The sequence below is a fragment of the Cellulomonas sp. 73-92 genome (assembly GCF_001898175.1).
Taxonomy (GTDB): domain Bacteria; phylum Actinomycetota; class Actinomycetes; order Actinomycetales; family Cellulomonadaceae; genus Cellulomonas.
Map to the genome: position 1 here is coordinate 192,369 of NZ_MKTH01000024.1, position 14,841 is coordinate 207,209.

Here is a 14,841-nt window from a genome sequence, read left to right on the forward strand (position 1 = left end):
TCAGCCGGCCAGGATCCGGGTCAGGTACCGGGCGACGGCGCGCACGGCCGCCATGGTGCCCGGGTAGTCCATGCGGAGCGGGCCCACGGCGCCGAGCCGTGCCACGCCCGCGCCCTCCCCACCGTACGGGCTCGTGACGATGCTGGCCTCGACGAGGCCCTCGTGCTGCGTCTCGCGGCCGATGCGCACCGCGACCGCGGCGTGGTCCTCGGCCATCTCGCCGAGCAGCCGCAGCAGCACCACCTGCTCCTCGAGCGCCTCCAGCACCGGCCCGATGGTGCGCGTGAAGTCCGCGCCGGCGGTGCGCGCGAGGTTGGCCGTGCCGGCCACCACCACCCGCTCCTCCCGCTCGAGGTCGAGCGTGGACTCGACCTCCTGCACCACGGCCCGGGCGAGCGCCGCGCCGGCGCCCGTGAAGTCATCGGGCAGCGAGCGCAGCGCGCTGTCGAGATCGGCGAGGCGGCGCCCCACGGCCGCGACGTTGAGCAGCACCCGCAGCCGGCCGACCACCTCGTCGTCGAGCTCGGCGCTCGTCTCCAGCGTGCGCTGCTCCACGCGCCCCGTCGTGGTGATGATGACGACGAGCAGGTGGCGCGCGCCCACCGGCACCAGCTCGACGTGGCGCAGCGCCGAGCGCCGCAGCGACGGGTACTGCACCACCGCGACCTGCTGCGTCAGCTGCGCGAGCATCCGGACGGCGCGGTCGACGACGTCGTCGAGGTCGACCGCCTCCTCCAGCAGCGTCGAGATCGCACGCCGCTCGGCGAGCGAGAGCGGCTTGACGTCCGCGAGGCGGTCGACGAACTGGCGGTAGCCCGTGTCGGTGGGCACGCGCCCGGCCGAGGTGTGCGGCTGCACGATGTAGCCGGCGTCCTCGAGGGCCGCCATGTCGTTGCGGATGGTGGCGGGCGAGACGCCGAGGTGGTGCCGCTCGGTCAGCGCGCGCGAGCCGACGGGCTCACGCGTGGCGACGTAGTCCTCGACGATGGCGCGCAGGACGTCCAGCCGCCGATCCTCGCTGTTCATCCGTCCCTCCCGCCGCCGTCGGGGCCACCCGGTAGCACTCGTGCGCCCAGAGTGCCAATTCTACGGCGTCGGTGTCGAGGGACCCGCCGCCGCCGGCTCGACCCGGCGCCGCGCCCGCAGGTCCACGCCCGCGACGACGAGCGCCACCACGACGAGCGCGATGGTCACCAGCATCGCGCGGCCGGCCGCGTCGCGGCCGCGACCACCGGCGGCGAGCGTCGCGTAGTACGTCGACAGCGCGACCGCCACGCCGAGCGCCGTCCCGATGCGCTGGCCCACCTGCAGCATCGAACCGGCGACGCCGGCACGCGCCACCGGCACCCGCGACAGCGTCAGCGTCTGGTTCGGCGAGATGACCAGACCGCTGCCGACGCCGGCGACGAGCAGCGGCGCCGCCATCACCCAGCCCACCCCGGGCGGCCCGACGAGACGCACCGCCAGGTCGGTGAGGGCGATCCCCACGCCGACGAGCACGAGGCCGACGACGACCAGCGTGCGCCCGTGCGTCGCCACGAGCCGGCCGGAGCAGTGCGCCGCCACGCCGGAGCCGATGGCGAACGGCGTGGCCACCAGGCCGGCCTGCAGCGCCGAGAAGCCCGCGACCTGCTGCAGGTAGAGGGTCACGACGAGGAACACCGAGGTGAAGCCTGCGAAGTACGCCATGCCGAGCAGCGCTCCGTTGCGGAACGAGGGCTCGCGCAGCACGTTCGGGTCGAGGACGGCCGAGGCGGTCCGCCGCTGGTACGCCCGCTCCCAGCCCACCGTCACCACGCCGAGCGCAGCGGCGCCCGCCAGCCACCACCACCGGCGCGGGTCGTCGTGCGCGCCGGTGGTCGTGACGAAGGGGACCATCGCGGCCGTCACCGTCCCGGCCACCAGGACGAGCCCGACGACGTCCAGCAGCGGCCGGCGCCCGGGCGCGGGGCGGCCCCGCGGGAGCCACCGCAGCGCCAGGGGCAGCACCACGGCGATGACGGGGACGTTGACGAAGAACACCCAGCGCCACCCGCTCTGCGCGCCGGCGACCTGGATGATCAGGCCGCCGAGCAGGGGCCCGACCGCCGTGGACACGCCGATCGTCGCGCCGAACGTCCCGAAGGCCCGCCCCCGCTCGAAGCCCCGGAACATCTGCTGGATGGTCCCGACCACCTGCGGGTTGAGCAGGCCGGCGCTCGCGCCCTGCAGCAGCCGCATGACCGCGAGCACCGAGTCGGTCGGGGCGAGCCCCGCGCCCAGGCTCGTCAGGCCGAAGGCCACGAGGCCGACGACGAACAGCGCCCGCCGGCCGCGCGCGTCGCCGAGCCGCCCCGCGGGCACCAGCGCGAGCCCGAACGCCAGCGTGTAGCCGGCGACGATCAGCTGGAGCTCGCCGGCCCCGGCGTGCAGCCCGCGCTCGATGGACGGCAGCGCGACGTTGACGATCGAGACGTCGAGCATCGTGATGAAGCCGATCGCCATGCACACCCAGAGCGCACGCCAGCGTCGCGGGTCGGGCTCCGTCGGGGCCGGTACCGGCGCGGGCTGGTCGGCGGTCGTGGGGTCGGGCGTCACCGGGGAGTCCTATCACGGCCGGCCCCCGGCGGGGCGGTGCCGCCGGGCGGCCGCGCTCGTCGTAGGTTGCGGCGCGTGAGCAGCGACCGCTACGGCCCCGACGTGCTGTCCGGGGCGACCTCGCACCATCGGCAGCGTCCCCGCTCCCGGCCCCAGGCGGCGGAGCCGGGGCTCGTCGTCGAGGACGTGACGAGCGGCTTCGTCGGAGCGGTGGTGCACGTCGAGAAGTCCGGCGGCCAGCACGTCGTCGTGCTCGAGGACCGCCACGGCCGGACCCGCACGTTCCCGCTCGGCCCGGGGTTCTGGGTGGACGGGGAGCCCGTGATCCTCGCGGCACCGGTCGCCGCGACGCCGACGACGCCGGCCCGCACCGCCTCGGGGTCCCGCGCGGTCGCCGGGGTCAGGGCCCGCGTGGCACGCGGCAGCCGCATCTGGGTGGAGGGCAAGCACGACGCCGAGCTCGTCGAGAAGGTCTGGGGCGACGACCTGCGCATCGAGGGGGTCGTCGTCGAGCCGCTCGACGGGGCGGACCACCTCGTCGACGCCGTGCGGGCGTTCGCCCCGGGCTTCGACCGCCGGCTCGGGGTGCTCGTCGACCACCTGGTCCCCGGCAGCAAGGAGAGCCGCATCGCGGCGGAGGCGGTGCGCGCCGCGCCCTCCGGCACGGTGCTCGTGCTGGGCCACCCGTACGTGGACGTCTGGCAGGCCGTGCGCCCCGAGCGGCTCGGGCTGCGGGCGTGGCCGACGATCGAGCGGGGCACCGAGTGGAAGCTCGGCGTGCTGCGGGCGCTGGGGTGGGACACCACCGACGAGCACGCGACCGCCCGCGCCTGGGCGCGCATCCTCGGCTCGGTGCGGTCCTACGCGGACCTCGACCCGGCCCTGCTGGGCCGGGTCGAGGAGCTGATCGACTTCGTGACGGCCTAGGCGGGCAGCTGCGGCTGCTCCCCCGTCAGCCGGCGGTAGAGGTAGGCGCTGGCGAGCAGCACCCACGGCACCGCGACCAGGAGGCCGACGCCGCAGAGGATCGCGCCCACGATGACGATGACGACGGACAGCACGTAGAAGACGACCGTCTGGCCCGCGTTGCGGGTGACCAGCTCGACGCTGCCGCGGATCGCGTCCAGGGGCGCGGCCTGCCGGTCGATGAGGACGAAGTACGCGAGCAGCAGGAAGAACTGGACGACGATCGCCAGCAGCCCGCCGATGATCGGGATCGCCCGCACCACGCCCTCCGCCACCGCGATGATGAGGGCGAGCACCACGACCGGCCCGGCGTTCTCGATGTGGAAGAACTCGGCGAAGGTGGGGCGGTGCCCGCGCGTCACCGTCAGGGCCACCCGCACGAACTGCGCCTGGATGAGCGCGACGATGAGGGCGCCGACGATGCCGAGCACGAACGCCGAGAACGAGAAGGACGCGCCGGCGAACCCGCGGAAGCCGTTGCCGCTGAAGACGTGCCCCCAGCCACCGAAGATCACCGAGACGACGGAGAGCACGATGAGGCCGCCGATGAACCACACGACGGCGGCCCCGGCGAACGTCCAGCCGACCCGCTGGAACGCCTTCCACCCGTCGGACAGGGCGACGCTGAACAGCGACGGCTGCGGCATGCCCGGCGCGTACCCGGCGGGAGGCTGCTGGTAGGCGGGCGGGGGCGCCTGCTGGTAGCCATAGCCGGGCTGCTGGTAGCCGGGCGGCGGGGCCTGGTACCCGGGCGGCGGGTACGACGCGGCGCCCGGCGGGTACGACCCCGGCGGCGGGTACGACGCGGGCGGCGGGTACGCCTCGGGGGGCGGGTAGGCGCCGGGGGTCGGCGGCTCGGGGGCGGCCGGCGGCTCGACGGGCGCCGGCGGTTCGACGACGCCCGGCACGGCAGGCTCCGGGACGTGCGGGCTGCCGGGCTCCGGGACGGCGGGGGCGGGCTGGTCGGGACTCGTCTGGTCCTCGCGGGGCTCGTCTCCGCCGGGGATCGTGCTCATCACGCGTCCTTCCTCGTCAGCCCTCTGGTGCGGTCGCGCCGGGGCGCGGTGCGACAAGTCTCCCGTCCTGTGCAGGACGCGCAACAGGGGGTACCACTACGGTCGTCCTGCAGGCGCACCATCACCGTGATCACCGACCGAAGAAGGCTGGAGCCATGAGCACCGAAGGCACGCCCGATCCCGCACCCGAGCCCGCCGGGCCCGTCGGCGGCGACGCCGCCGGGGTACCCGAGCCCGCGCCGCCCGCACAGCCGCTCGACCCGCCCGCCCCCGCGGGGTCCTTCCCGCCCCCGGACGCGACCGGCCAGCCGGACGCGGCCGCGTCCTACCCACCTCCGGGGTACGCGCAGGCGCCCTACGGCCAGCCGTACGCCGAGCCCGGCCCCGCCGGCGGCTACGAGCAGGCGCCGCCGCAGCCCGGGTACCAGCAGGCACCGCCGTACGGGTATCAGCAGCCCGCGTACCAGCAGCCGTACGCCGGCCAGGCGGCACCGCTGTCCCCGTCCGACGAGCGGCTGTGGGCCACGCTGGCGCACATCGGCGGCATCCTGTTCGGCTTCATCGCTCCCCTGGTCATCTGGCTGGTGTTCCGTGGGCGGAGCCGTTTCGTCGACGACCAGGGCAAGGAGGCCCTGAACTTCCAGATCCTCCTGGTCATCGCGGCCATCGGGTTCTCGATCATCACGGCGGTGACGCTCGGGATCGGCGGGCTCCTGTTCCTGTCCTTCATCGTCGCGCTCGTCTTCATGATCCAGGGGGCGATCGCCGCCAACCGCGGCGACCTGTACCGCTACCCGCTCAACTGGCGCATCATCAAGTGAGCTGACCGGCGGGGGGCGGCCCGGCCGTCCCCCGCCGTCTCACGCGGTGACCCGTCCGGGCATGTCCCGCACCGCCACCCGGTTGTCCTGGTCATGGCCCTCTACGACATCCCGTTCCGCCGGATGGACGGCACGTCCACGTCCCTCGCCGAGCACCGCGACGACGTCGTGCTCGTCGTCAACGTCGCCTCCCGGTGCGGGTACACGCCCCAGTACGCCGGCCTCGAGGCGCTCCACGAGAAGCTCGGTCCTCGCGGCCTCACCGTGCTCGGCTTCCCGAGCAACCAGTTCCTGCAGGAGCTCGGCACCAACGAGGCGGTGGCGCAGTTCTGCTCCACCACCTACGGGGTGACGTTCCCGGTGCTGGACCGTGTCCGCGTCAACGGGCGCCACGAGCACCCGCTGTACACGGAGCTGAAGAAGGCGCCGGACGTCGACGGCAAGGCCGGCAAGGTGGCGTGGAACTTCGAGAAGTTCGTCGTGCTCCCGGGCGGCGTGGTGCACCGGTTCCGCAGCAAGACCGAGCCCGACGACCCGGCGCTCGTCGACCTCATCGAGCAGCACCTGCCGCGCTGACGCCGGCTACGCCACCAGGGTGCGCACCACCGCGTCGGCGAGCAGCCGGCCGCGGCGGGTGAGGACCACGCGCGGGTGCGCCCGGTCCAGCGCCGGCCGGGGTTCGACGAGGCCGTCGGCGACGAGCCCCGCGACGGCGTGCCGGCCGGCGTCCGAGAGCGCCGACGCCGGCAGCCCGGAGGCCAGCCGCACCTCCAGGAGCACGCGCTCCAGGGCGCGGGTGTCGGCGGAGAGCACCTCCCGGCCGGTGGCCGGCGACAGGCCCGCCTCGAGGCGGTCGGCGTAGGCGCGGGGGTGCTTGACGTTCCACCAGCGCACGCCGCCGACGTGGCTGTGGGCACCAGGACCGATCCCCCACCAGTCGTCGCCACGCCAGTAGGCGAGGTTGTGGCGGCAGGCGTCGGCCGGGCGGCGCGCCCAGTTCGACACCTCGTACCAGTGCAGGCCGGAGGCGGCGAACAGCTCGTCGGCGAGCTCGTACTTGGCCGCCTGGTCGTCCTCGTCGGGAGCGGCCACCTCGCCCCGGCGCACCTGGGCACCCATCTTGGTCCCGGGCTCGACGACGAGCGCGTACGCCGAGACGTGCTCCACGCCGGTCGCGAGCGCGGCCTCGACCGAGGCCCGCCAGTCGGCCAGCGACTCCCCAGGCGTGCCGTAGATGAGGTCGAGAGACGTGCGCAGCCCCGCCTCCCGCGCCCAGCGGACCACGTCCGGGATCCGCTCCGGGTGGTGCGTGCGGTCGAGCGTCGCCAGGACGTGCGGCACCGCGGACTGCATCCCGAAGGAGACCCGGGTGAAGCCCGCCGACGCCAGCGCCGCGAGCGACGCCGGCGTCACCGAGTCGGGGTTGGCCTCGGTGGTCACCTCGGCGTCGTCGGCCAGCCCCCAGGCCTCGCGCACGGCGACGAGCAGCGCGGCGAGGTCCGCGGCCTGCAGCACGGTCGGGGTGCCGCCCCCGACGAAGACGGTCGAGACCTGCCGCGCCGGCAGCCCGGCCTCGTCGAGCACCCGCGCGGCCAGCGCGACCTCGCGTGCCGCGGTGCGCGCGTACGAGGCCTGGCTCGCGCCGCCGCCGAGCTCGGCGGACGTGTAGGTGTTGAAGTCGCAGTACCCGCAGCGCACCCGGCAGAACGGCACGTGCACGTAGACGCCGAACGCCCGCTCGGTGGCCCCCACGGCGACCGAGCGCGGCAGGGCGCCGTCGGCCGGTGCGGGGTCGCCGTCGGGGAGCGCGGGCATGCGGCCATCGTGCCATCGGCCCGCGCCGCCCCTTGCTTCGAGCGCGCTCGAACTCCTAGCGTCGGGCCATGACCACGGCGACCGCGGAACGCACGTACACCATCGAGCAGGTGTCGGCCGAGACCGGGCTGACGCCCCACACGCTGCGCTACTACGAGCGCATCGGCCTGCTCGAGGAGGTGCCGCGGGCCGTCTCGGGGCACCGTCGCTACACCGAGGACGACCTCGGCTGGGTGCGCTTCGTCGTCATGCTGCGCCAGACCGGCATGTCGATCGCCGACTCGCTGCACTTCATGGAGCTGACCCGCGCCGGGGACCACACGATCGGCGACCGCGTGCGCGTGCTGCGCGCGCATCGCGACGACCTCGTCGCGCAGCTCGCGGTGCTGCAGCGCCACCTCGGGGCGATCAACCGCAAGATCGACATCTACGAGGGTCTGCTCGAGCGTTGACTGCGAGCGCGCTCGAACTCCTAGCGTCCTCGACCGGGACCCGACCTGCGGGCCCCGGGAGGGGATGACGATGAGGACGGCACCACTGGGTACCACGGGCGAGCAGGTCAGCGCCCTGGCGCTCGGATGCATGCAGATGGGGACGCTCGCCGACGACGAGACGTCGTTCGCGCTGCTCGACCGCTACGCGGAGGCCGGCGGCACGTTCCTCGACACCGCCGACTGCTACGCGTGGTGGTGGGCCCGCGGCACCGACGGCGGGCAGAGCGAGGACGTCATCGGCCGCTGGATGGTGGCCCGCGGCAGCCGGGACGCCACGTTCGTCGCGACGAAGGGCTCCGGCCGCACCGACCACGCCGGGGCCTGGCCCGCCGACCGCGCGGCGGCCGACTGGGACTACGCGAGCCGCCACTTCGTCGGCGCGGGCGCGGCCACGCTGCGTGCGAGCCTCGAGGCGAGCCTGCGGCGCCTGCGGACCGACCACGTGGACCTGTACTACGTCCACGTCGACGACCGTACGACGCCGCTCGAGGAGACGCTCGGCGCACTGGCGGAGCTCGTGGCGGAGGGCAAGGTGCGCCACCTCGGCTGGTCGAACGTCCGCACCTGGCGGCTCGAGCGGATCCGGCAGCTCGCCGCGCGGCACGGCTGGCCGGCTCCCGTGGCGGTGCAGCAGGCGTACTCCTACCTGCAGCGCCGTTCCGGGCTGCGCACCGCCTCGGTGACCGACGACGAGCAGCTCGACTACCTCCAGGAGCACCCCGACCTGACGCTCGTGGCGTACTCCCCCGTGCTCAAGGGCCTCTACGACGTGGTGCCGGAGCTGCGGCCCTCGCTCGAGTCCTACCCGGACTTCGCGGGTGACGCGGGCGAGGCGCGGCTCGCCGCGGCACGCGAGGTCGCCGACGAGCTGGGCGTGCTGCCGAGCCAGGTGGTGCTCGCGTGGCTCTACGCCCACACGCCACGCGTGGTGCCGATCATCGGCACGGCGACCGCCGCGCGGCTCGACCAGGCGATCGCCGCCCTCGACCTGCGGCTGTCGGACGAGCAGCACGAGCGTCTCGACGCGGCGTAGCCGCACTCACGCGGGTGGCCCGGCGCGCCCCGCGCGTCGGGCTACCGCTTCGGCTTGTCCTTGTCGGCGGGCGCGGCCTCGGAGGACAGCGCGGCGATGAAGGCCTCCTGCGGGACCTCGACCCGCCCGATCGTCTTCATCCGCTTCTTGCCCTCCTTCTGCTTCTCCAGCAGCTTGCGCTTGCGGGTGATGTCGCCGCCGTAGCACTTGGCGAGCACGTCCTTGCGCATCGCACGGATCGTCTCGCGGGCGATCACCCGGCTGCCGATGGCCGCCTGGACGGGGACCTCGAACTGCTGGCGCGGGATGAGGTCCTTGAGCTTCGCGGTCATCGCGACGCCGAACGAGTACGCCTTGTCCTTGTGGACGATCGCGCTGAACGCGTCCACCGTCTCGCCCTGGAGCAGCAGGTCGACCTTGACCAGGTCGGCCGCCTGCTCGCCGTCGGCCTCGTAGTCGAGCGACGCGTAGCCCCGCGTGCGGCTCTTCAGCGCGTCGAAGAAGTCGAAGACGATCTCCGCGAGCGGCAGCCGGTAGCGCAGCTCGACGCGATCCGCGGACAGGTAGTCCATCCCCTGCAGGTCACCGCGCCGCGCCTGGCACAGCTCCATGACGGTCCCGACGAACTCGCTCGGCGTGAGGATCGTCGCACGCACCACCGGCTCGCGGACCTCCTTGATCTTGCCGGAGGGGAACTCGCTCGGGTTGGTGACGCGCACCTCGGTGCGGTCCTCCATCGTCACGTCGTACTCGACGTTGGGCGCCGTGGAGATGAGGTCGAGGCCGAACTCGCGCTCCAGGCGCTCCCGGACGATCTCCAAGTGCAGCAGCCCGAGGAAGCCGACGCGGAACCCGAAGCCGAGGGCGACCGATGTCTCGGGCTCGTAGTTGAGCGCGGCGTCGTTGAGCTTGAGCTTGTCGAGGGCGTCCCGCAGGTCCGGGTAGTCCGAGCCGTCGATCGGGTACAGCCCCGAGAAGACCATGGGCTTGGGGTCGGCGTAGCCGGCGAGCGGGTGCTTCGCGGGCTTGCCCGCGTTCGTGATGGTGTCGCCCACCTTGGAGTGCCGGACGTCCTTCACGCCCGTGATGAGGTAGCCCACCTCGCCCGCGGCCAGGCCGCCCGTCGGCGACAGCTCCGGGCTGATGACGCCGATCTCCAGCAGCTCGTGCGTGGCGCGCGTGGACATCATGACGATCCGCTCGCGCGGGTCGAGGTGGCCGTCGACGACGCGGACGTACGTGACGACGCCGCGGTACGTGTCGTAGACGGCGTCGAAGATCGCCGCGCGCGCAGCGGCCGTCGGGTCACCGTTCGGCGCCGGCACCTGCGCGACGATGCGGTCCAGCAGCTCCGCCACGCCCTCGCCCGTCTTGCCCGAGACCCGCAGGCAGTCCTGCGGGTCCACGCCGATGAGATGGGCGAGCTCCTCGGCGTACTTCTCGGGCTGCGCGGCCGGCAGGTCGATCTTGTTGAGCACCGGGATGATCGCCAGGTCGTTCTCGAGCGCCAGGTACAGGTTCGCCAGCGTCTGCGCCTCGATCCCCTGCGCGGCGTCGACGAGCAGCACCGCGCCCTCGCAGGCCGCCAGCGAACGGGACACCTCGTACGTGAAGTCCACGTGGCCGGGGGTGTCGATCATGTTGAGCGCGTACGGCGTGCCGTCGACCTCCCACGGCATCCGCACGGCCTGCGACTTGATGGTGATGCCGCGCTCGCGCTCGATGTCCATCCGGTCGAGGTACTGCGCCCGCATCGCCCGATCGTCGACCACCCCGGTCAGCTGCAGCATGCGGTCGGCCAGCGTCGACTTGCCGTGGTCGATGTGCGCGATGATGCAGAAGTTGCGCAGCAGCTCCTGCGGGGTGGCCGCCGGCCGGATGCGCGTCGAGGCGGCTGCGCTCGGGATCGGGGACACGGCTCGGTTGGCTCCACGGAACGAGGGACGGCGTCGTCCCATCGTCCCATGCCGCGGCTCGTCGGCCGCCCGCCCGGTCCGCCGACCGGCCACGCCACGGGGGCGGGCCTGGCAGAGTGCCACCGTGGACCTCCTGGGGACGCTGCGCACGCTGCAGGACGAGTTCGGCGAGACGATCCCTCGCGTCGACCCGGCAGCACCCGTGGCCGCGTGCGCGCCGTGGCGGGCCCGTGACCTCGTCGTGCACCTGGCGCGCGTGCACCACTGGGCCGCCGGGCGCGCTCGGCGCCGGAGGGAGACGCCGCTCGGTCGCGGCCCGTTCGACCTCGTCGAGCTGTACACGGCGTGCGCCGCGGAGCTGCGCGCGACGTTCGACGAGCTTGGCCCGGACGCGACGTCGGCCACGCTCGTCGGCCCCGGGCCGGTCACGTTCTGGCACCGCCGGCAGGTCCACGAGACGCTGGTCCACCTCTGGGACCTGCGCGCCTGCGGCGGGTGGGACGCGGATGCCGCGTCCGAGGTCTGGGCCGACGGGGTCGACGAGGTGGTGACGATGTTCGAGCCGCGCCAGGTGCGCCTGGGCCGCATCGCTCCGCTCACGCGCGGCGTCGCGCTGGTGGCGGAGGACGCCGCCCGGTCGTGGCTGCTCGGCGCCCACCAGCCGGTGGCCCCGGTGGTCGAGGCCGACGTCACCGTCACGGGGTCCGCGAAGGCGCTCGGCCTCGTGCTCTGGCACCGCGCGGCGCCCGACGAGGCAGGCGTCGTCGTCTCCGGCGACCGCACCGCCCTGGCGGACGTCCTCGCCCGGCGCATCACCCCGTGAGGCTGCCCCGGCACGCGGCGCTGGCCGGGCACCCGGCCGCCCTCACGCCTCCTGCGTGATCGCCACCGTCACCGCGAGCTCCTGGGTGTTCGTCGGGCCCGCGAAGATGCCTCGCAAGGGGGCGACGTCGCCGTAGCACCGCCCCCGTGCCAGGGCGACGTGGCGGCTGGACACCGGCCGCAGGTTCGTCGGGTCGAGCGGGAACCAGCCCCCGGCCCAGTACTCCAGCCACGCGTGCGACTCGCCGACCACGGGCTCGCCGACGGCGTCGTCCACCCGAGGGTCGAGGTACCCCGAGACGTAGCGCGCCGGGATCCCCACGGCGTGCAGCGCGCCGAGCGTCAGGTGCGTGAGGTCCTGGCAGACGCCCGCCCGCGCGGCCCATGCCTCGGCGGCGGGCGTGTGCACCGTCGTCGTGCCGGGGATGTACTCCACCTGCTCGCGGACGGCCTCGGCGACCGCAACCGCGGCCGCGCCGGGCCCCAGCCGGTGCACCGCCCGGTGCGCCAACTCGACGACCTCCCCGGGCGGGGCGGTGGACGCGGTGTCGTCCAGGTGCTCGGCGAGCCGGTCGCGCAGGGCGGGGTCCCGCAGCTCCGCCCAGTCGCCCGCGGGCCGCGGCGGCGGGGGCTCCTCGACCTGGACGACGTGCCGGGCCGTGACGGTGAGCGCCCGGTGCGGCGTGAGCACCTCGAACGCCGTCACGGCGGTGCCCCAGTAGTCGCGGTAGGTCCACTGCCAGGTGCACGGCCGGACGTCGATGCGGGTGGACAGGACGGTCTGGCCGGTGCGCGTCAACGGGGTCATGCGGGCCTCGTTGTACGAGGCGACGACGGGCTCGTCGTACCCGAACGTCGTGGTGTGCACGATCGTCAGCCGCCTCACAGCGCCTCACCCACCCAGCTCGTCACCAGTGCGCTCGGGAAGTACCGCAGCCGGACGGCGTCCGAGGCGGCCGAGCAGGCGCGCTGCACCAGCTCCATCTCGTGCGGCAGGTCGTCGAGGAACTCGCCGAGCGGCCGGTAGTCCAGCGACGCCCGCGCGTGCCCGACGTGCCGGCGTGCCTCGTCCTGGCTCCCCCGGTCCGCCACCGAGTCCAGGCCGGCCAGGCACTCCTCGGCCTGGCGGAGGGCCGCTGCGATGGACCGCGGGAAGAGCCGGTCCATGAGCAGGAAGCCCGCCGCCAGCCGGTCGGACATCGAGCCGCGGTACGTGCGCAGGAACGCCTCGTAGGCGCCGCACGACCGCAGGAGGTCCACCCAGCTGGGCCCTGTCACGCCCGCGAGAGCGCGCGTGGTCAGCAGCCGTGCGGTCATGTCGGCCCGCTCGATCGACCGCCCGAGCGCCATGAAGTGCCACGTCTCGTCGCGCGACATCGCCGAGTCGACGATGCCGGCGTGGACCGCGGAGCGCTCCCGCACCCAGGCGAAGAAGTCGTGCGGGCGCCCGTCGCGGATCCGCGCCGGGCACTGCGCCCACGTCGTGTTGAGGCTCTCCCACAGCTCGGTCGAGATGATCTCCCGGACCCGGCGGGCGTTCTCCCGCGCGGCGCCGAGCGCACCCGCCACCGACGACTGCGACGTCCCGTCGTATGCCACCCAGGCCAGCACGTCCTCCCGCCCGACGACCGGGCGGCCGGGCGGGACCTCGCGGGCCATGACCGACAGCAGCGAGCGGCAGGCGGCATCCTCCTCCGCCCACGGGTCCTCGAGCAGCAGCTGCACGTGGACGTCGAGCAGGCGGGCCGTGTCGTCGGCCCGCTCGACGTACCGGCCGATCCAGAACAGCGACTCGGCGATGCGGCTCAGCACGGCGCACCCGCCTGCTGCTGCTGCATCTGCATGTTCTGCACGGCGAAGGCGTCCGGGCCGGGCTCGATGGGCACCGCGGCGTCCTTGGCCACCGTCAGCGGCAGGCCCGCGGAACGGGGATGCTCCCGCCGCGGTGCGGCGGCGCCCAGCACCCACGTGTCCTTCGAGCCGCCGCCCTGCGAGGAGTTCACGACGAGCTGCCCCTCCGGCAGCGCCACGCGCGTCAGGCCGCCGGGCAGGACGAACACCGAGCTCCCGTCGTTGACGGCGAACGGCCGCAGGTCCACGTGCCGCGGCCGGAGCCCGGCCTCCACCAGCGTCGGCACCGTCGACAGCTGGATCACCGGTTGGGCGATCCAGCCCCGCGGGTCGGCCTGCAGGCGGGACCGCAGCTCGTCGAGCTCGCGCGCCGAGGCGGCGGGCCCGACGACGATGCCCTTGCCGCCGGACCCGTCGACCGGCTTGACGACGAGCTCGGGGAGCCGGTCGAGCACCTCCTCGAGCGCCCCCGGGTCCTCGAGCCGCCACGTGTCGACGTTGGCGAGGATCGGCTCCTCGTGCAGGAAGTAGCGGATGAGGTCGGGCACGTAGGTGTAGATGAGCTTGTCGTCCGCCACCCCGTTGCCGACGGCGTTGGCGATCGTCACGGTGCCGTTGCGGGCGCACGTCATGAGGCCGGGGCAGCCCAGCTGCGAGTCGGGGCGGAAGATCACCGGGTCGAGGAACTCGTCGTCCACCCGCCGGTAGACGACGTCCACCCGCCGACGCCCCTGCGTCGTGCGCATCCACACGCGCCCGCCCGCGCAGAACAGGTCCCTCCCCTCGACGAGCTCGACACCCATCTGGCGCGCCAGGAGCGTGTGCTCGAAGTACGCGGAGTTGTAGATGCCGGGCGTCAGCACCACGACGGTCGGCTCGTCGACCCCCGCGGGCGCGGCCGCGACGAGGGCCGCCAGCAGCTGGCGGGGGTAGTCCGCGACGGGCCTGATCCGCAGCGCCGCGAACAGCTCGGGGAACGTCTGCGCCATGGAGCGCCGGTTGGCGAGGACGTAGGAGACGCCGCTGGGCACGCGCACGTTGTCCTCCAGCACCCGCCAGGTGTCGTCGCCGTCGCGGATGATGTCGATCCCGGACACGTGGACGCGCACCCCGTTGGGCGGTGTCACCCCTTGCGCCTCACGGTGGAAGTGCGAGGACGAGACGACGACCCGGCGCGGCACCACGCCGTCCCGCACGCACTCCTGCGGACCGTAGACGTCGGCGAGGAACGCCTCGAGCGCCGCGACGCGCTGGGCGACGCCCGGCGCCACGTGGTCCCACTCGGCGGCCGCCACCACACGTGGGACGACGTCGACCGGGAACGGCCGCTCCTCGCCCGCGAAGTCGAACGTGACGCCCTTGGTCAGGTGCGCGTTGAGCAGCGACTCGGCGCGCGCCCGCAGCTCGCCCTCGGTCATCTGCGCGAGCGACGAGTGCACGCGCTCGTAGGCGTCCCGGACGCTGCCGTCGAGCCCCAGCATCTCGTCCCACACCCGGCCCACCGGATAGCCGTCGAAGAGGTCCGCCATG

General features: G+C 74.1%; 14 protein-coding genes. 6 read left to right on the plus strand and 8 right to left on the minus strand.

What is annotated here, in order from left to right; genetic code table 11:
- Positions 1-1,026: a heat-inducible transcriptional repressor HrcA gene (gene hrcA / locus BGO37_RS16330; protein WP_291756639.1), complete on the minus strand. Its 1,026-nt coding sequence runs from the start codon at positions 1,024-1,026 to the stop codon at positions 1-3.
- 60 nt (positions 1,027-1,086) lie between these two features.
- A complete protein-coding gene (locus tag BGO37_RS16335) occupies positions 1,087-2,577 on the minus strand; it encodes an MFS transporter (protein ID WP_291756641.1) in 1,491 nt (496 codons plus the stop codon).
- A 75-nt stretch (positions 2,578-2,652) separates the two neighbouring features.
- On the opposite strand from BGO37_RS16335, the gene BGO37_RS16340 reads away from it, so the two are divergent.
- Entirely contained in the window at positions 2,653-3,504 is an 852-nt protein-coding gene (locus BGO37_RS16340) for a DUF3097 domain-containing protein (protein WP_291756643.1), read from the plus strand.
- Here the strand turns inward: BGO37_RS16340 and BGO37_RS16345 are convergent.
- On the minus strand, positions 3,501-4,559 hold the full coding sequence (locus BGO37_RS16345) for a hypothetical protein (RefSeq protein WP_291756644.1): 1,059 nt from the start codon (positions 4,557-4,559) through the stop codon (positions 3,501-3,503). The genes BGO37_RS16340 and BGO37_RS16345 overlap by 4 nt on opposite strands.
- 155 nt (positions 4,560-4,714) lie before the next feature.
- Here BGO37_RS16345 and BGO37_RS16350 point away from each other — a divergent pair, with 155 nt between their 5' ends.
- Positions 4,715-5,380, plus strand: a complete 666-nt coding sequence (locus BGO37_RS16350) for a DUF4870 domain-containing protein (protein WP_291756646.1) — start codon at positions 4,715-4,717, stop codon at positions 5,378-5,380.
- A gap of 93 nt (positions 5,381-5,473) precedes the next feature.
- Entirely contained in the window at positions 5,474-5,956 is a 483-nt protein-coding gene (locus BGO37_RS16355; protein WP_291756648.1) for a glutathione peroxidase, read from the plus strand.
- 6 nt (positions 5,957-5,962) lie between these two features.
- Here BGO37_RS16355 and hemW read toward each other — a convergent pair whose 3' ends face one another.
- Positions 5,963-7,195 (minus strand): radical SAM family heme chaperone HemW, encoded by a 1,233-nt coding sequence (gene hemW, locus BGO37_RS16360; protein ID WP_291756650.1) that lies wholly within the window; start codon positions 7,193-7,195, stop codon positions 5,963-5,965.
- Positions 7,196-7,263: 68 nt separating this feature from the next.
- Between hemW and BGO37_RS16365 the strand changes: the two genes are divergently transcribed.
- Both BGO37_RS16365 and BGO37_RS16370 read left to right on the plus strand, forming a co-directional pair.
- A complete protein-coding gene (locus BGO37_RS16365; RefSeq protein WP_291756651.1) occupies positions 7,264-7,647 on the plus strand; it encodes a MerR family transcriptional regulator in 384 nt (127 codons plus the stop codon).
- Between the two features lie 70 nt (positions 7,648-7,717).
- Complete coding sequence (locus BGO37_RS16370) at positions 7,718-8,722, plus strand: aldo/keto reductase (protein ID WP_291756652.1); 1,005 nt, start codon at positions 7,718-7,720, stop codon at positions 8,720-8,722.
- Between the two features lie 41 nt (positions 8,723-8,763).
- On the opposite strand, the gene lepA is transcribed toward BGO37_RS16370, so the two are convergent.
- Complete coding sequence (gene lepA, locus BGO37_RS16375; RefSeq protein ID WP_291756654.1) at positions 8,764-10,638, minus strand: translation elongation factor 4; 1,875 nt, start codon at positions 10,636-10,638, stop codon at positions 8,764-8,766.
- 124 nt (positions 10,639-10,762) lie between these two features.
- Here lepA and BGO37_RS16380 point away from each other — a divergent pair, with 124 nt between their 5' ends.
- Positions 10,763-11,461, plus strand: a complete 699-nt coding sequence (locus BGO37_RS16380; RefSeq protein WP_291756656.1) for a maleylpyruvate isomerase family mycothiol-dependent enzyme — start codon at positions 10,763-10,765, stop codon at positions 11,459-11,461.
- A 42-nt stretch (positions 11,462-11,503) separates the two neighbouring features.
- Here BGO37_RS16380 and BGO37_RS16385 read toward each other — a convergent pair whose 3' ends face one another.
- From BGO37_RS16385 to BGO37_RS16395, 3 genes are read right to left on the minus strand one after another with little or no spacing between them, the layout of a single operon-like run.
- Positions 11,504-12,346 carry a transglutaminase family protein gene (locus tag BGO37_RS16385; protein ID WP_291756658.1) on the minus strand — a complete coding sequence of 281 codons (843 nt, stop codon included), beginning with the start codon at positions 12,344-12,346 and terminating at the stop codon, positions 11,504-11,506.
- The gene (locus tag BGO37_RS16390) at positions 12,343-13,272 is read right to left on the minus strand and encodes an alpha-E domain-containing protein (RefSeq protein ID WP_291756659.1); all 930 of its coding nucleotides are present in this window, start codon (positions 13,270-13,272) and stop codon (positions 12,343-12,345) included. Before BGO37_RS16390 ends, BGO37_RS16385 begins: the two co-directional genes overlap by 4 nt.
- Positions 13,266-14,792, minus strand: coding sequence for a circularly permuted type 2 ATP-grasp protein (locus tag BGO37_RS16395; RefSeq protein WP_291756842.1), 1,527 nt, complete (start codon positions 14,790-14,792; stop codon positions 13,266-13,268). The genes BGO37_RS16390 and BGO37_RS16395 overlap by 7 nt, the downstream gene beginning before the upstream one ends.
- Between the last annotated feature and the right edge of the window lie 49 nt (positions 14,793-14,841).